Origin of the sequence: Streptomyces sp. I05A-00742 (genome assembly GCF_013055795.1) — a bacterium.
GTDB lineage: Bacteria > Actinomycetota > Actinomycetes > Streptomycetales > Streptomycetaceae > Streptomyces.
Window position 1 is genome coordinate 13,213 of sequence record NZ_JABETO010000004.1, and the last position, 19,622, is coordinate 32,834.

20 protein-coding genes are annotated in these 19,622 nt (G+C 72.4%); 10 read left to right on the forward strand and 10 right to left on the reverse strand.

Annotated features, from left to right (window positions below; translation table 11 throughout):
* Nucleotides 1–232: 232 nt before the first annotated feature.
* Nucleotides 233–1,483: an MFS transporter gene (locus HN013_RS04945; protein ID WP_171163355.1), complete on the reverse strand. Its 1,251-nt coding sequence runs from the start codon at nucleotides 1,481–1,483 to the stop codon at nucleotides 233–235.
* 30 nt (nucleotides 1,484–1,513) lie between these two features.
* Nucleotides 1,514–1,921: a MerR family transcriptional regulator gene (locus HN013_RS04950; RefSeq protein WP_171163357.1), complete on the reverse strand. Its 408-nt coding sequence runs from the start codon at nucleotides 1,919–1,921 to the stop codon at nucleotides 1,514–1,516.
* Between the two features lie 153 nt (nucleotides 1,922–2,074).
* On the opposite strand from HN013_RS04950, the gene HN013_RS04955 reads away from it, so the two are divergent.
* Nucleotides 2,075–3,340, forward strand: a complete 1,266-nt coding sequence (locus tag HN013_RS04955; RefSeq protein WP_171163360.1) for a hypothetical protein — start codon at nucleotides 2,075–2,077, stop codon at nucleotides 3,338–3,340.
* 83 nt (nucleotides 3,341–3,423) lie between these two features.
* A complete protein-coding gene (gene tsaD, locus HN013_RS04960) occupies nucleotides 3,424–4,479 on the forward strand; it encodes a tRNA (adenosine(37)-N6)-threonylcarbamoyltransferase complex transferase subunit TsaD (RefSeq protein ID WP_398978578.1) in 1,056 nt (351 codons plus the stop codon).
* 227 nt (nucleotides 4,480–4,706) lie between these two features.
* On the opposite strand, the gene HN013_RS04965 is transcribed toward tsaD, so the two are convergent.
* The gene (locus HN013_RS04965; protein ID WP_171163364.1) at nucleotides 4,707–6,188 is read right to left on the reverse strand and encodes an SDR family NAD(P)-dependent oxidoreductase; all 1,482 of its coding nucleotides are present in this window, start codon (nucleotides 6,186–6,188) and stop codon (nucleotides 4,707–4,709) included.
* Nucleotides 6,189–6,514: 326 nt separating this feature from the next.
* On the opposite strand from HN013_RS04965, the gene HN013_RS04970 reads away from it, so the two are divergent.
* Nucleotides 6,515–6,754 carry a chaplin gene (locus HN013_RS04970; protein ID WP_171163366.1) on the forward strand — a complete coding sequence of 80 codons (240 nt, stop codon included), beginning with the start codon at nucleotides 6,515–6,517 and terminating at the stop codon, nucleotides 6,752–6,754.
* A 506-nt stretch (nucleotides 6,755–7,260) separates the two neighbouring features.
* Here the strand turns inward: HN013_RS04970 and HN013_RS04975 are convergent.
* Nucleotides 7,261–8,043, reverse strand: coding sequence for a sigma-70 family RNA polymerase sigma factor (locus tag HN013_RS04975; protein ID WP_171163368.1), 783 nt, complete (start codon nucleotides 8,041–8,043; stop codon nucleotides 7,261–7,263).
* A gap of 133 nt (nucleotides 8,044–8,176) precedes the next feature.
* Nucleotides 8,177–9,154 carry an Lrp/AsnC family transcriptional regulator gene (locus HN013_RS04980; protein ID WP_171163370.1) on the reverse strand — a complete coding sequence of 326 codons (978 nt, stop codon included), beginning with the start codon at nucleotides 9,152–9,154 and terminating at the stop codon, nucleotides 8,177–8,179.
* 139 nt (nucleotides 9,155–9,293) lie between these two features.
* Between HN013_RS04980 and HN013_RS04985 the strand changes: the two genes are divergently transcribed.
* Both HN013_RS04985 and HN013_RS04990 read left to right on the forward strand, forming a co-directional pair.
* Nucleotides 9,294–10,667, forward strand: coding sequence for an MFS transporter (locus HN013_RS04985; RefSeq protein WP_171163372.1), 1,374 nt, complete (start codon nucleotides 9,294–9,296; stop codon nucleotides 10,665–10,667).
* A gap of 117 nt (nucleotides 10,668–10,784) precedes the next feature.
* The gene (locus HN013_RS04990) at nucleotides 10,785–11,525 is read left to right on the forward strand and encodes an alpha/beta hydrolase fold domain-containing protein (protein ID WP_171163374.1); all 741 of its coding nucleotides are present in this window, start codon (nucleotides 10,785–10,787) and stop codon (nucleotides 11,523–11,525) included.
* A gap of 11 nt (nucleotides 11,526–11,536) precedes the next feature.
* Here the strand turns inward: HN013_RS04990 and panD are convergent, their stop codons facing one another.
* Nucleotides 11,537–11,953 (reverse strand): aspartate 1-decarboxylase, encoded by a 417-nt coding sequence (panD, locus tag HN013_RS04995; RefSeq protein ID WP_171163375.1) that lies wholly within the window; start codon nucleotides 11,951–11,953, stop codon nucleotides 11,537–11,539.
* 242 nt (nucleotides 11,954–12,195) lie between these two features.
* Between panD and HN013_RS05000 the strand changes: the two genes are divergently transcribed.
* The 3 genes from HN013_RS05000 to HN013_RS33590 all read left to right on the forward strand — a co-directional run bounded on the left by HN013_RS05000 (nucleotide 12,196) and on the right by HN013_RS33590 (nucleotide 14,066).
* Complete coding sequence (locus HN013_RS05000; RefSeq protein WP_171163377.1) at nucleotides 12,196–12,489, forward strand: hypothetical protein; 294 nt, start codon at nucleotides 12,196–12,198, stop codon at nucleotides 12,487–12,489.
* A gap of 379 nt (nucleotides 12,490–12,868) precedes the next feature.
* Nucleotides 12,869–13,537, forward strand: coding sequence for a TMEM175 family protein (locus HN013_RS05005; RefSeq protein WP_171163379.1), 669 nt, complete (start codon nucleotides 12,869–12,871; stop codon nucleotides 13,535–13,537).
* A 397-nt stretch (nucleotides 13,538–13,934) separates the two neighbouring features.
* Nucleotides 13,935–14,066, forward strand: coding sequence for a hypothetical protein (locus HN013_RS33590; protein ID WP_283247515.1), 132 nt, complete (start codon nucleotides 13,935–13,937; stop codon nucleotides 14,064–14,066).
* Between the two features lie 230 nt (nucleotides 14,067–14,296).
* On the opposite strand, the gene HN013_RS05010 is transcribed toward HN013_RS33590, so the two are convergent.
* Both HN013_RS05010 and HN013_RS05015 read right to left on the reverse strand, forming a co-directional pair.
* Nucleotides 14,297–14,947: a VTT domain-containing protein gene (locus HN013_RS05010; protein ID WP_171163381.1), complete on the reverse strand. Its 651-nt coding sequence runs from the start codon at nucleotides 14,945–14,947 to the stop codon at nucleotides 14,297–14,299.
* Complete coding sequence (locus HN013_RS05015) at nucleotides 14,944–15,669, reverse strand: class I SAM-dependent methyltransferase (protein ID WP_171163383.1); 726 nt, start codon at nucleotides 15,667–15,669, stop codon at nucleotides 14,944–14,946. Before HN013_RS05015 ends, HN013_RS05010 begins: the two co-directional genes overlap by 4 nt.
* A gap of 356 nt (nucleotides 15,670–16,025) precedes the next feature.
* Here HN013_RS05015 and HN013_RS05020 point away from each other — a divergent pair, with 356 nt between their 5' ends.
* Together HN013_RS05020 and HN013_RS05025 are read left to right on the forward strand one after the other, a co-directional pair.
* A complete protein-coding gene (locus HN013_RS05020) occupies nucleotides 16,026–16,667 on the forward strand; it encodes a gamma carbonic anhydrase family protein (protein WP_171163386.1) in 642 nt (213 codons plus the stop codon).
* Between the two features lie 60 nt (nucleotides 16,668–16,727).
* A complete protein-coding gene (locus tag HN013_RS05025; protein WP_171163388.1) occupies nucleotides 16,728–16,991 on the forward strand; it encodes a hypothetical protein in 264 nt (87 codons plus the stop codon).
* A gap of 137 nt (nucleotides 16,992–17,128) precedes the next feature.
* On the opposite strand, the gene HN013_RS05030 is transcribed toward HN013_RS05025, so the two are convergent.
* Both HN013_RS05030 and HN013_RS05035 read right to left on the reverse strand, forming a co-directional pair.
* Nucleotides 17,129–17,539, reverse strand: coding sequence for a hypothetical protein (locus HN013_RS05030; RefSeq protein WP_171163390.1), 411 nt, complete (start codon nucleotides 17,537–17,539; stop codon nucleotides 17,129–17,131).
* 236 nt (nucleotides 17,540–17,775) lie between these two features.
* Complete coding sequence (locus HN013_RS05035) at nucleotides 17,776–19,284, reverse strand: MFS transporter (RefSeq protein WP_171163392.1); 1,509 nt, start codon at nucleotides 19,282–19,284, stop codon at nucleotides 17,776–17,778.
* Nucleotides 19,285–19,622 lie beyond the last annotated feature (338 nt).

Genomic DNA, 19,622 nt, shown 5'->3' on the forward strand with positions numbered 1-19,622 from the left:
GACGGCGGTACACCCGGCACCTTCCACCGGACGGTCACCGCTGCGCCCGGGCGGCGCTCCCCGACCGCCCGCCGCCGGGGAACCCGCAGGTCCGCGGCGGTCGGCGCGGACCTCCCCGGACCCGGAACCGAACCCGGACCCAGTCCCGGACCCGGCCCTGGCCCGGCGGACGGCGGACGGCGGACGGCGGACGGCGGAGCGGGCCCCGACAGCCGGAGCCCGGTGTCCGCGGTCAGGACGCGGCCACGTTCTCCACGGGGGCCGGCGGCCGCGGCGCCCCGGGCACCGCGGTCCGGGTGGGGAACCGCCGTACGGACACCGCCATGAGGAGGAAGGCGACCAGCCCGACGCCGGTGGCGGTGACCGCCACTCCCGTCCCTCCGTGGGCGGCGACCGCGGCACCGCCCGCCGCCCCGGCGACGGCGATGCCGGCGTACAGCGCACTGGTGTTGAGGGCGACCGCCTCTGTGCCCGCCTCGCCCGCGAGCCGCAGGGCCCGGGTGTTCATCGGAGGGTTGAATCCCCACGCCGCGAACCCCCACACCGCGAGGACGGCCGCGACCAGCCACACCGGAGTACAGCCGGGCGCGGCACCACCCGTCAGCGCCAGCGCCCCGGTGGCCACCACCAGCCCGGTGAACATCACCAAGAGGGTCCTGTCGGCCCCCCAGCGGTCCGTCAGCCGCCCGCCCGCGAAGGTGCCGGCCGCGCCCGCCACACCGACGACCGCGATGAAGAGGGCCAGCACCGCGCCGCCGCCCCGCCCGGTGAGTCCCTCGGTGAGGGGCGCGACGTAGGTGTAGGTCATCAGCCCGCTGCCGGCGCCGAGCACGGTGCCCGCCACGCACAGCAGGAGCGGCGGCCGGCTCAGGATCTGGAGCTTCCGCCGTACGGCAATCTCCGGGGCACCGGGGAGCGCGGGCAGGAAGTACGCGGCGGCGACGGTCACCGCGGCGGTGAACACGGCCACGGCGACGAACGTGGCCCGCCAGCCGAACCGGGCGCCCAGCAGGGTGCCGACCGGCACCCCCGCGAACAGTGACACGGTCAGTCCCGCGGCGACCGTGCCGATCGCCCGGCCCACCCGCTCCGGCGCCGCCGTCCGGCCCGCCATGGCGAAGACCGCCGGGGTGACGGTCGAGGCGACCAGGGCGGTCGCCACCCGCATCGCCATCAGGACCGGATAGTCCGGCGCCACGGCGGTCGCCGCGTTCGCCAGGGCGAACACCGACAGACCACCGGTCACCAGCGCCTTCCGGGGCAGCCTGGCGGTCATCACCGCGAGGACGGGCGCGGCCAGGGCGTACGTGACCGAGAAGGCCGTCACCAGCTGCCCGGCCGCCGCCTCGCTCACCTCCAGGTCCGAGGAGACATCCGGCAGCACCCCCGCGATCACGAAATCGTCCGTTCCGATGACGAACGTGGTCAGCGGCAGACAGATCAGCCATCCCGGCCCACGCGGAGCACTCGTTTCAGCAACCATGCCTCGCACCGTAGGAGCATGACACCGGTGTCAAGGACAAGTCGTCCCGGCGGCCGATTCGCCGGCGGCGTGGCCGGCCAGTTCGGATTCCAGCCCGGCGCCGTGACGGGACAGGCGGTCCCTGAGCTCCCGCAAGCGGGTGAGGCGGTCGTCCAGACCGGCCAACCGCCGCTTTACCGTGTCGAGTTCGGCGGCACAACGGGGCGACTCGCCCAGCGGGCGGTCCAGGCAGCCCGCCGCGATGTAGTGGAGCACGTCCTCCGTGGTGAGCCCGACGGTCAGCAGGTCCTTGATGTTGCGTGCCCGGACGAGCGCGGACTCGTCGTACACCCGGTGCCCGTTGGCGTCCCGGCCCGGGGACAGCAACCCCTGCTGTTCGTAGTGGCGCAGAGAACGCGGGCTGGCGCCGACGCGTTCCGCGAGCTCTCCGATGCGCATGGTCCGCTCCGTAGGCATGTGCCGTTCCAAGAGGGTTGACATCCGCCCCAAGCGGCGGGGACGCCGCCGTATTCCCGGCCGTCGCACCGGCGTTGTCAGTGCCGCGCCCTAGGCTGCCGACGTGGTCATTTCCGGGGAGCGATGGAGGCGATGATGCGCAGGCCGGTTCAGGGTGAGGTCCACGTCCACTACGGGCAGATCTACGTCGAGAGCGATCCGGACAACTTCGGACGGGACCTCGACGAGGCGTTCGCCGGGCAGTGTTCCGGGCTGTGCGGGGCGGCGGTACCCGGCTCGTTGTGGCTGACGACCGGACTGCACACGGGCAGTGTCGAGTTCACCGTCGAAGTGCACGACCGGGAGCCGCCGTTGGACGCGGTGTGGGAGGACGTCGTGGAGGCGTCCTTCCGCCCGTTGTCCGACAGCAGCGCGCTCGTGCAGTGGGCGGGCGAGGACGCCTGGGAGCTGGGCCTGCGGGAGACCGACTACCGGGTGCGCTACTGCGCAGAGGGCATGGACGAGGGCAGCCGGGTGGACACCCGGATGGACAGCGAGCCCCAACGGGACCGCTATCTCCTCCAGTTCTGGCCCGCACCGCCCGCGCCGGACCGCATACTCAAGCAGACCTCGGAAATCGCCGCCTATTGGCATGAGTTCGCCCGTGAGCTACCACCGCCGCCCACGCCCGCCGAACGCGCCGAAGCCGAACGCCTCGCCCGCCTGGAGCAGGAACGGGCCGAGGAGGAGCTCCGGATCGCCTGCGAACGCTGGGAGTGGGGCGGGCGGCTGCCGAGCCCGGCGCTGCGCGACGTCGAGGGCAATGTGCGCGGCCTGCTCCCCTACGACCCGGACCTCGTCCACGCCATCGATGCCGCCGGCCCCAGAATCCAGCGCGCGGTGGCCCTGCTGGCGGCCCGTCGTGCGTGCGAGACGGCGGGCCTCGCCGAGCTCGACTGGGTCGCTGCGGGGCTCGCCGCCCTGGCCGAGGGGCGTCCGCTGCCGCCGCCGTTCGATGACGAGGACCGCGTGTGGCAGACCCTGGAATCCGACCCCGGCGTCCCCGACAGAATCGTCGTGCGGGCCGTCGAGCCGCAGCTGCCTCCCTTCGAACCGCCCAGCGGTGAGGATGCGCACCCGCCGTTGCCCGGGTCCGAGCCGTTCCTGCAGATCGTGGGCCCCGCGAGGACATGGCTGTCCTCCGGGGCGACAGGACATACGACGGCGGTGACGATCGGCGCACCACAGGCACCCCTGGGCATCTCCCAGCCGCACGTGGCCGTCCCCGCGCTGCTCGGCGCCGCCGGCCCCGACCCGCTCCGGGCGGCTCTCGACGCCGTGTACGCGGCCGTGGCCACCTACGGCGAGGACTACCGGACCGTTCTGCGGGAGGTCTGGTCCGTGTGCCGCAGGCGTCCGTAGCCGCGCATCAGCCACACCCCCTTGTTGCATACAATGTGCAGCTACATATGAGGAGCAGGAGGCGCGGCGTGGGGCGTTCACCGGTGGTGCTGGGTATCGAGTCGTCCTGCGACGAGACCGGCGCCGGGCTGGTCCGGGACGGGAAGCTGCTGGGGCACGCGGTGGCCTCCAGCATGGACGAGCACGCGCGCTACGGCGGCGTCGTCCCGGAGATCGCGGCCCGCGCCCATGTGCACGCGGCCACGCCCGTCGTCCACCGGGCGCTGGCCGACGCGGGGCTGACGATGGGCGACATCGGTGCGGTGGCGGTGACCACGGGACCGGGCCTGTCGGGCGCCCTCCAGGTCGGCGTGGCCGCGGCCAAGGGCCTGGCGTACTCGCTGGGGGTGCCGCTGTACGGCGTGCACCACCTCGCCGGGCACGTGGCGGCCGACACCCTCGAACACGGGCCGCTGCCGAACCCGTGCGTGGTGCTGATCGTCTCCGGCGGGCACACCTCGCTGCTGCTGGTCCGGGACCTGGCCCGGGACCCGATCGTGCACCTCGGCGACACCCTCGACGACGCCGCCGGCGAGTGCTTCGACAAGGTCGCCCGCGTCTTCGGCCTCCCCTACCCGGGCGGCCCCGCCGTGGACCGGGTCGCCCGCGACGGCGACCCGCGCGCCGTCGCCTTCCCCCGGCCCATGACCGGGCCCCGCGACGACCCGTGGACCTTCTCGTTCTCCGGGCTCAAGACGGCCGCCGCCCGCTGGGCCGAGCAGCACCGCGCGGCCGGGCTGCCGCTGCCCGTCGCCGACGGCGCCGCCTCGCTCCAAGAGGCCGTCGCGGACGTCCTCACCCGCAAGGCCGTCGCCGCGTGCACGGAGTACGGCGTGGGCACCCTGGTCGTGGTCGGCGGCGTCGCCGCCAACTCCCGGGTGCGGGCGCTGGCGGAGGAGCGGTGTGGCGCGGCCGGCGTGGAGTTGCGGGTGCCGCCGCTGCGGCTGTGCACCGACAACGGGGCGATGATCGCGGCTGTCGGTGACCTGCTGGTCCGCTCGGGCGCGGAGCCGGCTCCGCTGGATGTGTCCATCGATCCGTCGGCGCCGTTGGAGTATGCGGCGCTGCATCCTGTCGGGCGGACGGTGCGCGTCGCGTGATGCGTGGGGGTGGGGGTGCCCCGGTCCCTCCCTTTCACCGTTTCTGCGGGAGGGCCCGCAACCCCCGTGAAAGCGGCTTCGCCGCTTGTCCTCAAACGCCGGACGGGCTGAATCAGCCCGTCCGGCGTTTGAGGACGCGCGCCGCAGGCGCGCTCACCGGGGGTGCGGGGAACTCCCCGCAGAAACGGTGAAAGGGAGGGACCGGGGCACCCCCACCCCCGCAGTCCCTACCAGTCGGACCGCCGGTAATCCTTCAGGAAGCACCCGTACAGGTCCTCCCCCTCCTCACCCCGCACGATCGGGTCATAAACCCGCGCCGCCCCGTCGACCAGATCGAGCGGCGCGTGGAAGCCCGCCTCGGCCAGCCGCACCTTGTCGGGATGCGGGCGCTCGTCCGTGATCCAGCCCGTGTCGACGCTGGTCATGAGGATGCCGTCGGAGTCCAGCATCTCCTGCGCGCTGGTGCGGGTGAGCATGTTGAGCGCGGCCTTGGCCATGTTGGTGTGCGGGTGGCCGGCGCCCTTGTAGCCGCGGCTGAAGACGCCCTCCATGGCGGAGACGTTGACGACGTACTTCCGGCGCGCCGGGGAGGCGGCCATCGATGCGCGCAGCCGGCTGATGAGGATGAACGGCGCGGTCGAGTTGCAGAGCTGGACCTCCAGCAGCTCGACCGGGTCGACCTCGGAGACAGTCTGGATCCAGCTGTTGGTGGCGTCCAGGTCGGGGACCAGGCCGCCGGCGTCGATGGCCGTGCCCGCCTCGATGCGGGCGAGCGAGGCGGAGCCGCCGACGAGCGCCAGGTCGGTGATGTCCTGGGCGGTCAGGCCGTCGCCCCGGCCGGTGGGCAGGGCGGCGACGGCGTCCACGGCGCCGCTGCCGAAGGCGCCGATGACCTCGGCCGCCGGGAGCTCACCGGCGGGCAGCGGGGCCGATTCGGCGGCGAGGAGTTCGCTGTAGGCGCGCGGGGAGCGGCGGACGGTCTGGGCGGCGTTGTTGATCAGGATGTCGAGCGGGCCCTCGGCCGCGACCGTGTCGGCGAGCGCGACGACCTGCGCCGGGTCGCGCAGGTCGATGCCGACGACCTTGAGCCGGTGGTTCCACTCGTCGCTGTCGGGCATCGCCTTGAAGCGGCGGATCGCGTCGTTGGGGAACCGGGTGGTGATCGTGGTGTGCGCGCCGTCGCGCAGCAGGCGCAGCGCGATGTACATGCCGATCTTCGCCCGTCCGCCGGTGAGCAGCGCCCGGCGGCCGGTGAGGTCGGTGCGGGCGTCGCGCCGGGCGCGGTTCTCGGCCGCGCACTCCCGGCAGAGCTGGTGGTAGAACGCGTCGACCTCGACGTAGCGGGTCTTGCAGGTGTAACAGGAGCGGGGACGCTCCAGGACGCCCGCTATCTCGCCGAGCGCGGTGGAGCTGGGCAGGATGCCCTGCGTCTCGTCGTCGATGCGGTCGGCGGAGCCGGTGGCCGTGGCCTCGGTGACCTGCCGGTCGTGGGCGGTCTTGGCGGCCCGGCGCTCCTGGCGGCGGCGCTGCTTGACCGTGCGGTAGATGCCCGAGGTGGCCCGGCGGACGAGGATCGCGTCCGGGTGGTCGATGGGCAGCTCGTCGAGCTCCTTGAGCACGTCCAGGCAGACCGCCAGGCGCTCCGGGTCGATGCCCGCCCCGTCGGCCGCGCCCAGGGCGTCGCCGCGGCTCTCTTCTGTGACCGTCATAGCCGCTGTTGTTTCCAGTCCATACGTTCGTTCGATTGAAGCTTCCGGGAAACTTTACGGAAGCACAGCCCCAATACCAAACCCGCCCGAATGAACGCAAGGCACCCCCGCGGCGGGACCTGCGCCGGGGCCCACAACGGCAGGCGGACCGCCTGCGGCGGCCCGCCATGCTCCCACGTATCGCACGGCCCCTCAATTCCCGCGCATCACATCTGACTTATTGCCCTCAATGGGTTAATTAAGGCTTCAGTGGCCCATTTTGGTGCATCAGCACCGGAAAGCACGGTCACAATTGACGCTCAACACCCCTTAGAAAGGCATCAGCCATGTCGCGTATCGCCAAGGCGGCCCTCATGACCGCCGCTGCCGGCACTGTTGTCACCGGCGTCGCGGGCGTCGCAGTCGCCGACTCCAACGCCCACGGTGCGGCTGTGGGCTCCCCCGGCGTTGTCTCCGGCAACACCATCCAGGTGCCGATTCACCTGCCGATCAACCTCTGCGGGAACTCGATCGACATCATCGCCCTGCTGAACCCCACGTTCGGCAACACCTGCGTCAACGACTGACCCAGCCCGCTGGACCGCGGTACACCGGACCGCACAGCCGCGCGGGGCGGGTCACAGTCAGCCGCCGGAACCCTCCACCGCGCACCCGTGGCGCCCATCACCCTCGTGATGGGCGCCACGTCCTTTTCCGGACCCGGTCCTCCCTGCCGACGGGGACGGGGACGGCGACGGGCCGGCGGCTCCCCCGTCCTCCCCCGCGTCGTTCCCCCCGCCCCGCTTGCCGTTCTTCCCGCCCGCGGGGCGCGGCCCCTGGGCCCCGGGGAGGTCCGGTACCTCGACGATCGGCGGCAGGTCCGGGGTCAGGTGCGTGTGCTGTGACGTCATGGTGGTGTACCTCGCCTTCCGGGACGCGTCCCGGATCGAAATCTCTGGGTCGGGACCCCGCGGGTCGGGACCGCTTGCGGGGGCCGCGCGGCCGGACGTTCCCGGACCGGCCCCCACGTGCCCGTCCGGCGCCCGGACCGTGCGGCCGCCCGTGCCGTACGTGTGCCCCGGGGCCGTGCGGATCAGGCCGGTGCCAGTAGTTGCCGGCGCAGGTGGGCGCAGGTGCGGCTGAGGATGCGCGAGATCTGCATCTGGGACACTCCCAGCCGCGCCCCGATCTGCTGTTGGGTGAGATTGCCGAAGAAGTGCCAGTACAGGACCGACTTCTCCCGTTCGGGGAGCGCGTCGAGCAGTGGCCTGAGCGACTGGCGGTCGACCACCAGGTCCAGGGCGCGGTCCACCCGGCCGAGGGTGTCGGCCAGCGGCAGTTCTCCCGCGCCGTCGATGGGGTGGTCCAGGGACAGGGTGTGGTGCACCCCGTCCGCGTCGATCCCGCGCCGGACCTCCGCCTCGGTCAGCCCGGCCTCCTCGGCCAGGGCCGCCTCGGTGACGCGGGTGCCGGCGCCCGTCTGTTCCAGCCGCGACCGCGCGGCGCGGACCGCGGCCCGCAGTTCCTGGTCCCGGCGGGGGATGTGCAGCGACCAGACGTGATCACGTACGTGCCGTTTGAGCTCCCCGTTGATGGTGGGGACGGCGAAGGACTCGAAGGCGAATCCCCGGTCCGGATCGAACCGGTCGACGGCGCGGACCAGGGCCAGCGCCGCCACCTGCCGGAGATCGGCCGGGCTCTCCCCGCTGGACCGGTAGCGCAGGCTGATGCGCTCGGCCATGGGGAGCCACGCGGCGATCAGTTCCTGCCGCAGCCTGGTCCGCTCGGGCCCCTCGGGGAGGACCGCGAGCCGCGCGAAGAGCCCGGCCGTACCGGGGCTCTGGCGCGTACGCCGCCGGAGGGCTGTTTCAGTCATGGTCACCGTTGTCCCCTCGCTCGTACGCCAAGGAGTGCCTGCCGGCGGTTTCAGCATGACCCGGCACCTGCGGATGCGCGACTCGGCGCAGCCCTCCGGTCGCGGTGGGTGAGGGCGGGGACCGCCCGCACGGTCACCGCACGAGCGGCAGTGGCGCCCCCGCCCGCTTCACCGTCCGGATGACCGGTGCCGTCTCCATCGCGCGGACGGCGTCCAGGGAGGCGATCCGCTCGGTCAGGTACCGCGCGAGGTCCAGTGCGTCACGGCAGTTGACGGCGGCGAGCAGATTGGTCGGCCCGGTGGTCAGGGCGACCAGGGAGACCTCCGGGTGCCCGGCCAGTTCCTCGGCCACGGCGGTGAGGCGGGACGGCCGGACCGACAGCCACAGGCGGGCCTCCGTGCGGAAGCCGAGGGCGGCGGGCGGGATGTCGACGAGGAGGACGAGCACTCCGGCCCGGCGCAGGGCGGCCAGCCGCCGCCGCACCGTGGTCTCGGACCAGCCCGTCGCGGCGGCGAGTTCCGCGTGGCCCGCCCGGCCGTCCCGGGCGAGGAGTTCGAGGAACGGCCGGTCGGCCGGGCCGAGCGTCACCTCCGCCGACCCGTCGACGGGCGGGGGCGCGAGCAGCGCGGCCTGTTCGGCGGTGAGGCACGCCGGGCCCGCCCAGTCGCTCGGCAGCGCGTACTGGCCCAGCAGCAGATGGGCCGAGACCGAGGTGACGCGCGCCGTGCGCGGCAGCCGGTGCAGGAGCAGGGCCTCGCTCTCGTCGGCGCCCGCGGTCTGGACGCTGCACGAGATCTCCGTGCCGCCGGAGAGCAGATGGACGTACGAGGTGTCGGGGCGCGCGGCGAGGGCCTCGGCGATGGCCGGGCCGGCGTCCGGGGTGCACCGGACGCGGATGGTCCAGGCGCTGTGCCCGAGCCGCGTGCCGTTGAGGCTGCCGACGACGCGCAGCACCCCGGAGGAGCGCAGCCGCCGGTAGCGGCGGGCGACGGTGCTCTCGGAGACGCCGAGGACCTCGCCGATGACGCGGTACGGGGCGCGGCCGTCGATCCGGAGGGCGTGCACGATGCCGCGGTCGGTCTCGTCCAGGGTGACGGTTTCCGTCTTCATAGGGCTGAGTGTGCCGGTTTCCGGCGGCCGGCGCGGTCCGGCTGGTGGTGCCGGGGGCGGAGGGCGGAGCGTACGGGCGTCCGGTCGTTCTCCCGGGCTTCCGTGGTCCCGAGATTCCGAGATTCCGAGAGAGAAGCTCATGCGCAAGTGGTGGCCCCTGGTGGCCGTTTGTCTGGGCACCTTCGTGTTCCTGCTGGACACGACGGTGCTGTCCGTCGCCCTGCCCCGCATCGGGGAGCGGCTGTCCGCGTCGCCCGCCGAACTGGAGTGGGTGGTCAACGTCTACACGCTGGTCCTGGCGGTGCTCATGCTCACGGCGGGGGCGCTGGCCGACCGGTACGGCGCCCGGACCGTGTACGTCGCGGGGCTGGCGGTGTTCGGTCTCGCCTCGCTGGCCTGCGGGCTGGCGCCGGGGGCCGGGTGGCTGATCGCCGGGCGGGCGGCGCAGGGCGTCGGCGGGGCGGCGATCGGCGTCTGCACGTTCGCGCTGCTCGGTGTCTACCGGGGGCCCGATTTCGGGCGCGCGATGGGGGTGTTCGCGGCGGTGACCGCTCTGGGCGCCGCGGCCGGGCCCGCGCTGGGCGGTGTCCTGACCCAGTGCCTGGACTGGCGGGCGGTGTTCCTCCTCAACGTCCCGCTGGTGGCGCTCACCGCCGCGCTCGCCCTGCGGATACCGGGCGACGGCGCGCGGCGCCCGGCCGTCCGCGTGGACCCGGCGGGCACGGTCGCCTTCGCGCTGTGCGCGGGCTGCCTCACCCACGCCCTGACCCTGGCCGGTGAGGACGGCCTCTCGTCGCCCTGGGTGGCGGTCCTGCTGGTGACGGCCGCCGTCGCCCTGGCCGTCTTCGTCCGGGTGGAACGGGCCCGCGGGGCGGCGGCGCTGCTCGACGTGCGGCTCTTCGCCCGTGCCTCGTTCTCGGCGGTGATGGGCTGTGTGGTCGCCTCCACGGCGGCGTTCGCCACACTGGTGTACACCTCGATGTGGCTCCAGTCCGGGCCGGCGCCCGGCCCGGTGCGCGCCGGGCTCGCGCTGATGCCGCTGGCGGTGGCGGCCTGCGTCACCTCGCTGGTCGCCGGGCGGCGGCTGCACGGCCGTTCGCCGCGTGCCGTCCTGGGCACGGGGCTGCTGCTGAGCGGGCTCGGCTGCGCGCTCCAGGCGGGCCTCGACGCCGGTTCGACCGCGGTCTCCGTCGCGGCGGGCCTGGCCGTCACGGGGGTCGGCGTGGGGCTGACCGGCCCGGTGATGGGGGCCGCGGTGCTCGCGGCGCTGCCGCCGGAGCGGGCGGGTACGGCGGCCGGGGCCATGACGACGTTCCGCCAGCTGGGCCAGACGGTGGGGGTGGCGGCGTTCGGCGTGCTGTTCCGCCACGGGGCGCCCGCGCCGTACGCCGGTCTGGACCGGGTGCTGCTCGCGGCGGCGGCCGTGGGAGCCGTCGGGGCGGCGCTGGCGTACGTGTGGGGGCCGCGGGCGGCGGGACGGACGGGGGCCGGGAGCGCTCGCGCGGCCCGCTGACGAGCCGACCATGATCGTCGCATTGGTACCGTCCCTGACGGAACACGCAACTCCCGCCACGCACAGCACACATCAGCACCCCGCGCCACCGCGCCCGATACCCACCGAGAGGCCGCCATGCCCCCTACAGCCCCCGTGGAACTCCACCTCGCGCACACCGCCCAGGGCAAAGCAGTCGACGTCCACCGGCCGGCCGGCTCCTCGGTGCCCCTGCCGACCGTGCTGCTGTGGCACGGCGTAGGTCCGGACGAGCGGGACGTCCTGCGGCCGCTCGCCGGCGCGGTGGCGGCCCTCGGGGCGCTGGTCGTCGTCCCCGACTGGCGGTCGGACGAACCGGACGCCGGCCGGGCCCAGTTGCTGGGTTCGCTGGAGTGGTGCCGGGCGAACGCCGCCGGTCTGGGCGGCGATCCGGAGCAGTTCGTGCTCGCGGGCTGGTCCGCGGGCGGATCCGCCGCGGTCGCGGTCGCGCTTCGGCCCGGCCTCGTAGACGGCCCGCGTCCCCTGGCCGCCGTGAGCATCGCCTCGCGCTACGACCTGCCCGCGCGGACGACCGGGACGGTGCCACTGGCCGAACCGGACGGCGGGCCGGCCGGCCCGCACGTACCGGTCCGGCTCGTGCACGGCACCGGGGACACGCTGATCGAGCCCGAGCGGTCACGGGAGTTCCGGGCGGCGCTGGCGGCCCGCGACCGGCCGGTCCGGCTCGACGAGCCGGCGGCCGACCACGCCGGCGTGATCATGACCGAGTTCGACCCGGCGCTCGGCCGCTGCCGGCCGAGCGAGGACGAACGGGTGCGTGCGGCCGGGATGGTGACCGCCCGTGTGCTGGCAGAGGCGGCCGGGCTGCCGGTGGCCTGATCGGACGGGCGTCAGACCGCGAGCCGGTCGCCGCGCGACAGGCCCGAGCCCTCCGGCACGGCGGCCGGGTCGCCGCCCAGGTCCACGACGGCGTTGCGCTCGTCCACGAACACCACGCGCGGCTCGAAGGACTTCGCCTCGGCGTCGTCCATCGAGCCGTAGGCGATGACGATGACCAGGTCACCGGGGCTGATGAGGCGGGCCGCGGCGCCGTTGACGCCGATCACACCGGAGCCGCGGGGGCCCTCGATGACGTAGGTCGAGAGCCGGGCGCCGTTGTTGATGTCGACGATGTCGACCTTCTCGCCGGGCAGCAGGTCGGCGGCGTCCATCAGGTCGGCGTCGACGGTCAGGGACCCCACGTAGTGCAGGTCGGCCTGGGTGACGGTGGCCCGGTGGATCTTGGATTTCATCATGGTGCGCAGCACGGTGTACTCCGAAAGGTAGGCTCCCTGCCTGCGTTTTTGCAGGTCAAGGGCGATTTTGCAACTCTACAACGAGTCGCACGTCCGAGCAGCGTGCCCCAAGTTTTTCAGGACTCGTTTGAAGCCCCCCCGCAGGACGACTCCGAAGGGGCGGAATCCGGCGGGCCGCGTGACAGCCGCGCTCCCCGTCCGGCAGGCTGTGGCGCGTGGCGAGCAGTGCGTCTCGCTGCGGAACAGGGGGTGCGGTGGCAGGGATCGAGCGGGAGCCGGCCGAGGTGCGGATACCTCGCGCGGCCCTGGACGCCATGGGCGCGGCGCTGAGCGTGCGCACGGTGGCGATGCGTACCTGGCCCGACGGCATCGAGTGGATGTACCCGCTGGGGACGTGGGAGCAGCCGCACCTGGAGGTGGCGCTCATGCCCGGCGGCGACGAGGTGTGGCTGCGGATGTCCACCGACCGTTCCAGCGTCGCCGTGTGGACCATCCAGCAGTGGTGGGACTTCGCCGGAGAGCTGCCCGGAGCGACGCCTCCTGGCTGAACTCGCCTTCCGGTGCCGTGCGATGCGGCCCGTCCCTGGCGGTTCCCGTGCCAGGAACGGGCCGTCGTCGTTCGCCGTGGCTGTCCGGGCCGGGTGATGCCGGCGTTGCGCCGAAGCGCGACAGCTGCCGCCAAGGCGGGGTTGTTGTCACCAGGATCGTCGGAAAGAATGGGCTGGATTGTCCGTCGGACCGGGCAGCCTCAGGCGCCGACGCACCACGTGCGCACGAGCAGGTCACCGCTCCAGAGAGATCTGGAAGGCCGCTTCATCCCCACCAGCCGCCGATTCCTCGCACACCAGGGTCGCCCTCGACCGGCTCCCCCCTTGCGACCAGCGCTCCCAATGACCACATCCACAGACCTGACGTCCGGGAGTTCGAATGAGCGGGCCTGCTCGGCCGGCGCCGGGGTTCTCGCCCGAGAGGCTGGCCTTCTTCACGGACGCGATCTTCGCGATCGCCATGACACTGCTGGCTGTCGAACTGGAGCGCCCGGAGGAGAAGGAGCTGGCATCAGCTCGCACGTTGGCGAGCTTCCTGGCGGACCACCGGAGCTCATACCTGGCCTTCGCGCTGGCGTTCGTCCTCCTCTGGTCGGTGTGGCGCCGCCACCACGAGCTGATGGACCGGATCGGCGGGCTGTCGCAGGCATTCACGGCCTGGCACGCACCGTTCCTGCTGCTGGTCGCGTTCCTTCCGTTCCCGACAGCGGTCGTCGGCGCATCGATCAGCAATCCGCTGGCGCAGACCCTGTTCGCCTCCACGATGGCGGCCATGGTCTGCTGCGAGGCCGTCCTCAAGGACATCTCCAGCAGCACCGGCCTGGTCACCGGCGACCCCGCGGAAACCCATAGGCGCGCCGCGGACTCCTGGGGCGTCGGCCTCTGGTTCCTCCTCACTGTCGGCGTCGCCTGGCTGTTCTCCTACGCCTTCACCCTGTGGTTCGTCGCCCCGCTGGCCGCCACGTACGGTGGAGCGCTGATTTCCCGCCTGCGCACCGCCCCCGCGAACCACCCGGACCCGCGCGACGGGGATGCGCCGCGCAGTTGAGCGTCTGTCCGGGAGCGAGGGCGGGGGGCCGTCCCGTTTCGGCTTTCCGGGCGAGGTCTGTCGTCGCTGGTCAAGGTGGGTTGTACCGTTCCGCCGTCCCGAAGTGGAGGACGAGGATGGCGGTTGGGACGCTGTCGTCCCTACGTTCGGGACGTCAAGGCGCCGCCCCGCCGGTTCTGACCGGACAGGTGAGCGGGCGGGCCGAAGTCTCAGGATCAGGGAGGTCGTCTTGCGTCGTCTCGCGCGCACACTCGGCATACTCGGCGGGAGCGCTCTGCTCACGTTCGGTCTTACTCAGCCGGCCGATGCCGGAGTCGGGAAATTGCACCTCAGAGATCGTGTGATCACCGATCCCGCCCGGTTGTCGTGCCATACCTCATCTCCGCTCAACCTGCCCGTGACCAACTACACCAACTCCCCGGTGGCGGTCTTCGACCAGCCGGAATGCACAGGCAACGTCGTCGGCATGGTGTGGCCGGTCAGCAACGGCTTCTTCCCCAGGGGATGGAGCGTCCGCGTCATGCAGTGAGCGCTGTCGAGCGGACCTTGCTCGGAAGCGCATCCGATCGCGACAGGAACGCGAGGGAGCCCGGACCGATCGTCCGGGCTCGCGGTCCGGGGCAGCCCGCCAAGGCCGACGCGGCACCCCGCGCCGTCTCCGACGGTCTGATCAGGCCACCCGTGCGCCACCGGTCCCCTGGCCGGCTCCCACGGAACTCCCGCCGCTCGTCGGCCAGTCCACCGCCCTGGAGTTCAGGATCAGTAGCCGGCCCAGGCCCCGTCGTGGCGGTCGGTGTCACCGTGCGCCTTTCGTGCCGAGTGCCGAGAACGACGCCACAGAAGTGTGACCCCGATGGTGATCAGAACGGCCACGGCAACGGCGGGGCCGCCGAGAGTGAGGATCCGCTGAAGAGAAGTCGAAGCGGCATACCCCACGCCGGCTTCGGCTGTGGCCCACAGGCACGCCGCGGTCGCGCTGTAGGGAGCGATGCGGCGGTAGGGCAGTTGCGTGGCGCCCGCGAAGTGGGGGGCGAGTGTGCGGACCACGGGCAGGAAACGGGCCAGGAAGACGGCCCGTCCGCCGTGGCGCGTCATCAGCGTCTCGGCCCGGTGCCAGGCGGCACACGGGACACGGCGGCCCACCGGTCCCGTGCGGAGCCGGTCACCGAGGAACCCGCCGGTGCGGTGGGCGAGGAGGTCACCGGCCACGACGGCGCCGGCCGCGCTCGCTATGACCAGCAGCAGGCTGATGTGACCGGCGCGGGCGAGCGCGCCTGCGGTCAGGAGCAGGGTGAGGGTCGGGATGAAGGCGCCGACCAGGAGGATCGACTCGGCGAGAACCGCGGCGGCCACCACCGCGTAGGCAGCGGCCGGTGGGACATGGGCGAGGATGTCGGACAGGGCGTTCACCGCTTGGCCTCGGCGGACCGCGACTTGGGGCGGTCGGCGGTGACGAGGGGCCGTCGCGGGTACCGGACGTGGGCGGGAGGCACGTTGGCCCATACCGTCCAGCGGCCGGTGCCGTAGGCGCGCCGGTAGGTGGACATCACCACTTCCACTGCGGTGTGGCGGCGGGCCTCGGCCCGGGAGGCGGTCAGTGTGCGGATTGCGCGGGTGCCGAGGTAGGCGAAATAGGTGAGGGTGCCGCCTGGGTGCAGCAGTTCCATGTAGCGGGCCATGATGCGATCGACCTGTACCGGAGTGAAGTTCGTCAGCGGAGTCCCGGAGATGATCACGTCGTATCGCTGGTCGGTGTCGAGCCGCTCCACGTACGTCTGGTGCACTTCCACGTGTCGGGGCGTGCCGGGCACATGCGGGTGGGAGGAGACCAGGTCCCTCAGTCGCGCGACGAACCGCGGGTTGGCCTCCACCGCGTCCAGGCGACTGCCCCGGGACAGCTGAGGTATCAGGGCTCGGGTGACCGCCCCCGTGCCGCTACCGACTTCCAGGACAGTCAGCGGACGGCCGGCCACGTTCCGGAGGGGATCGGTCCGCGCACGACACAGGGCCCGGCCGCTGGGTGCTATCGCGCCGGTGGTCCGCAGATCACGAGCCGCCTCGATGAGAAACATCCATCCTTCGGCACGACGCTGCGCCAGAACACGGTCGCGGGAGATGGTCCAGTCGTTCATGGAATCGACACTAGGAACCAGCGTCCGTCGCCAAATCCGCCGCTCTGCGACGCATTCCCCCCACGAAAGTAGGGGGACGAACGGGCCCGATCGTCGAAGGACGATGCCCGGCAGCCTCCCTGGGGCTGCGAACGTGGACTTCAGCAGGGCCTCACAATGGGCAGGGACCGTCGGGCATGCGGGCATCGTGGCGTTCTTCGTGCTGTCCGGCGCTGAACGGCGCCTCAGTCCTCGGCAGTCAGTGCCTGGCCAACGTTCGCCCTGTAGTGCCTCAGATCGCGGACGGCAAAAGTCTCGGCGAACGCGATGTCGGGTATGGGCCAGCATCTCGCGATCGGCCGGGCGAGAGTTCGCTCATGATCAATGAAGCGCGGGGAATCCGCATCCGGCATCGCGGGCATGAACCGCAGGTCCATCCCACCGCCTACGTCGCCCCGACGGCCACGCTCGTCGGTGATGTCCGGGTGGGGCCGAGGGCGCGGGTGATGTACGGTGCGGTGCTCGATGCCGAGGGGTCTCGGATCGAGGTCGGGGAGGCGGCGGTGATCTGCGAGAACGCGGTGTTGCGCGGGTCTGCGGTCGCCGGCGACCAGCCGGTGCTTGTCGGCGACCACGTTTTCGTGGGGCCGCATGCCACGCTGCTGGGCTGCGAGGTCGGCAGGTGCGCCTACGTGGCGACCGCGGCGACGGTCCTCCAGTGCGCACGGTTGGGGGCCGGCTCGGTCGTCGCTGTCGGCGCGCTCGTCCAGGCGCGCACCGTTCTGCCGGACGAGTACTTCATGCCGCCGCAGACGGTGGCGCTCGACGCGCCGGTGCGGCTGCTGGCCTCAGGCGATCCGAGCCTGGCCGAAGCCGTCGGCCGGGCGGGCTTCGCACGGGTGGCGTTCGGCGTCGACACCCCGTGGACCGACCGGATCAGCCGGTACGAGCACATCGCGGAGGTACGCGTCGCCGAGTTCGGCACGCACACGGACGATGAGATTCTGCATCATGGCTAGTACCGCATCAGCGGCCGTGTCGCAGCTGCGTGAGGTCTGCGCGGTGATCTGGCGCCGCTCGTGAACCGGCTGGATCAGGTGGTCACGAAGGACGTATGCCGGGCGGATCAGCAGGCGGTGGAGCAGCGGATCGGTCAGGTGGAGGCGGGCCTGGCGCATCTTCGTGGGGATCACAAGCAGATGGCCGAGCGGACTGGGCTCCAGCGGCGTGAGGACCGGGAGCATGCGGCGGCGGCCCGTCGGCTGGTGCTGAGTTCGTTCGTGGCGCCGCTGCTGGTGATGGTGTTGCAGCCCGGGTTGGCGTCCAAGGGATCGGCTTCCTGAGCAGGTGTCTCCTGACCGTGGTGGTGGGTGAGTCGGCGGGGTGGGCATGGCATCAGCGACGGTGAATCGGCTCCGCTGCCTCAGGAACCTGGCGGCGTCACCACTCATGGTCCGAAGTCGCTCGGTTGCCGCCCCGGTCAGCAGGGGAGGGTGAGGGCCGGGCTGTGGACGTCGTACTGGATGAGGTCGGTGTCCCAGCCGTGGGCGCGGACTTGGTAGGTGTGGTTGCCACCGATGCAGGTGACGCCGGTCGAGAAGGTGAGATTGAAGGGTCCCTTCTGCCAGAACTCCGCCTGCTTCACCAGTTGCCCGTCCCGGAGAATCTTCAGATAGATCTTCGCGCCGCCATCCGCCGGCAGGTTGGAACAGTTCCAGGGCGTGTTGGCCCAGACGTAGTTGCCGGCATGTTCGGGATTGCGGACGCTGACCGCGCACTGCCCGAGGGGCCCGGCGTTCTTCGCGGACGCTGGAGCCGTGCTGATCCCCGGCACTACCGCGGCCAGGGCTACGAGGATGAACAGACGGTTGGCGGCTGGGGGAAGGAACATCTCAGCCTCCGAGGCTCGGTCGGGCCGTGGGGAGAGTCCAGGAGTAGCGAATTCCCACAATCGATAAATCGTAGCGCTATGAATACCTGCTGTAACTCGCTCATACGGGTGATGGGATCCGTCAGCCTGAGCAAGACCACAGCATGGCAACTGGTCGCTGACTGACCGGATCGGAAGGTCCCTCCGAGCCGTCGCCTGGGCCCTCGCCCTCGGCTCCCTGCCCGCGCGCGTGCGGGTCAAGGGCGGTCTCCGCACTTTACGACGGACCCGGAGTCCGGCCGGGCCCGCCGCCCGGCCTGGCGGCGGCGGTAGAGCGGGACGGAGACGAGGAGGCAGACGGCGAAGGCGCCCGCCAGGGAGAGGAAGGCGGAGTGGTACCCGGACAGCGCGGCGTGCTCGCGGGTCAGCGCGCCCGACGGGTCGTGGACCGCCAGGTAGGAGTCGGTGGCCGCCGTGGACACCGTGGTGAGCAGGGCGACGCCGACCGAACCGCCCACGTACTGCATGGCGTTGACAGCGGCCGACGCCACGCCCGCGTCGGCGGCCCCCACCCCGAGCGTGGCCAGGCTGGTGGTGGCCGTGATGATCGTCCCGAGTCCGGCGCCGGCGAGGACGAGTGCGGGGAGGACGGCGGTCGGATAGGCGCTGTCGAGACCGAGGGCGGCCAGCAGGACGAGACCGCACGCGGCCAGCGCCGCGCCCGCGGCGATCACGGGCCGGGGGCCGAACCGGGGCAGGAGCACATTGGTCGCCAGGGGCGAGGTGCCGATGAGGGCGGCGACCATCGGGAGGTAGGCGAGCCCGGTCGCGGCCGGACCGTACCCCAGGGACTGCTGGAGGTAATAGGTGCAGAAGAGGAAGATGCCGAAGACGGCCGAGCTCGTCTGGAGGAGGGCGATCAGCGAGGCGCCGCGGTCGCGGTCCAGGACGATGTGCAGCGGCAGCAGGGGATGCCTCGCCCTGGTCTGCCACCAGACGAAGGCCACGAGTTGGGCTCCGGCGGCGGCAAGGAACGCCCAGGTGGCGGCGGACGTCCACGCGTGGGCCTCGGCGCGGGCGAACCCGTGGACGAGGCAGAACAGGCCGGAGCCGACGAGTACCGTGCCGGGCACATCGAGCCGGGACGCCCGGGCGCGCGGGGCGGGGGCGAGGAGGAGCGCCCCGGCGACGCACGCCAGGGCCGCGACCAGGGTGTTCATATACATGGCCCAGCGCCAGCCCAGGTACTCCGTGAGGGCCCCGCCGAGCGGCATGCCGATCGCGCCGCCTGCGCCGGCCGCCGCGCCCCACACGCCGAAGGCCGTGGCGCGCTCCCTGGGATCGGTGAACGTGAGGCCGACGAGCGAGAGCGCGGCGGGTGCGAGGAGGGCGCTGGACAGGCCCTGTCCCGCGCGGGCCGCGACCAGCACTTCGAAGCCGCCGGCCACGCCCGCGAGGGCGGAGGTCCCGGCGAAGCCGGCGAGACCGGTGAGGAAGGTGGCCCGGCGGCCGAAGAGGTCGGCGATACGGCCGCCGAGCAGCAGGAGGCTGCCGAAGGCGAGCGCGTAGGAGGTGACCACCCACTGCCGTTGCCCGTCGGAGAACCCGAGGTCCGACTGGGCCGAGGGCAGGGCGATGTTCATGATGGTGCCGTCGAGCACCACCATCAGCTGTGCCGTGCTCAGGACGCCCAGGACCCACCAGCGGCGACGCGATGCCGTTCCGCGCCGGGTGCCGGGCGCGGGAGGGGTGTGCTGCGGGGGCATGGTGGCGGTCTCCCGGGAGGACGGGGGCGGCCCGCCGACGGCTCCGGGGGACGGCGGGGCTGACCAGGGCGCGTCAGCGGTGCAGCGGCCGACGGCGGAACAGTGACCGACAGGCGAAATACCGCGATCCGCAGCATAAATGACGCCCCACGGCTCCGAAATCGAGTCGCCGGAAAAGGCATTGTCATCAGATGCATTCAACCGATCCTCTTATCACCTCCGGATCCTTTTTACCTCGTTGGAGGGGGTTCCGGACGACGGCGAAAATCGTCGTGCCCCCGGCGCTATGGTCGCTGTGTACTGGTCGCCAAATTTGCTCGTCCGCCGCGGAGGTCCCG

Bases quoted from the DNA above. Each gene is read 5' to 3' on its own strand.
- HN013_RS04945 (WP_171163355.1), bottom strand. From the start codon at position 1,483: ATGGTTGCTGAAACGAGTGCTCCGCGTGGGCCGGGATGGCTGATCTGT.
- HN013_RS04970 (WP_171163366.1), top strand. From the start codon at position 6,515: ATGTCGCGTATCGCCAAGGCGGCCCTCATGACCGCCGCTGCCGGCACT.
- HN013_RS05030 (WP_171163390.1), bottom strand. From the start codon at position 17,539: ATGTTCCTTCCCCCAGCCGCCAACCGTCTGTTCATCCTCGTAGCCCTG.
- HN013_RS05035 (WP_171163392.1), bottom strand. From the start codon at position 19,284: ATGCCCCCGCAGCACACCCCTCCCGCGCCCGGCACCCGGCGCGGAACG.
- HN013_RS04990 (WP_171163374.1), top strand. From the start codon at position 10,785: ATGCCCCCTACAGCCCCCGTGGAACTCCACCTCGCGCACACCGCCCAG.
- HN013_RS04975 (WP_171163368.1), bottom strand. From the start codon at position 8,043: ATGACTGAAACAGCCCTCCGGCGGCGTACGCGCCAGAGCCCCGGTACG.
- HN013_RS04965 (WP_171163364.1), bottom strand. From the start codon at position 6,188: ATGACGGTCACAGAAGAGAGCCGCGGCGACGCCCTGGGCGCGGCCGAC.
- HN013_RS05020 (WP_171163386.1), top strand. From the start codon at position 16,026: ATGATCAATGAAGCGCGGGGAATCCGCATCCGGCATCGCGGGCATGAA.
- HN013_RS05005 (WP_171163379.1), top strand. From the start codon at position 12,869: ATGAGCGGGCCTGCTCGGCCGGCGCCGGGGTTCTCGCCCGAGAGGCTG.
- HN013_RS04985 (WP_171163372.1), top strand. From the start codon at position 9,294: ATGCGCAAGTGGTGGCCCCTGGTGGCCGTTTGTCTGGGCACCTTCGTG.
- HN013_RS04950 (WP_171163357.1), bottom strand. From the start codon at position 1,921: ATGCGCATCGGAGAGCTCGCGGAACGCGTCGGCGCCAGCCCGCGTTCT.
- HN013_RS04955 (WP_171163360.1), top strand. From the start codon at position 2,075: ATGCGCAGGCCGGTTCAGGGTGAGGTCCACGTCCACTACGGGCAGATC.
- HN013_RS04980 (WP_171163370.1), bottom strand. From the start codon at position 9,154: ATGAAGACGGAAACCGTCACCCTGGACGAGACCGACCGCGGCATCGTG.
- HN013_RS05015 (WP_171163383.1), bottom strand. From the start codon at position 15,669: ATGAACGACTGGACCATCTCCCGCGACCGTGTTCTGGCGCAGCGTCGT.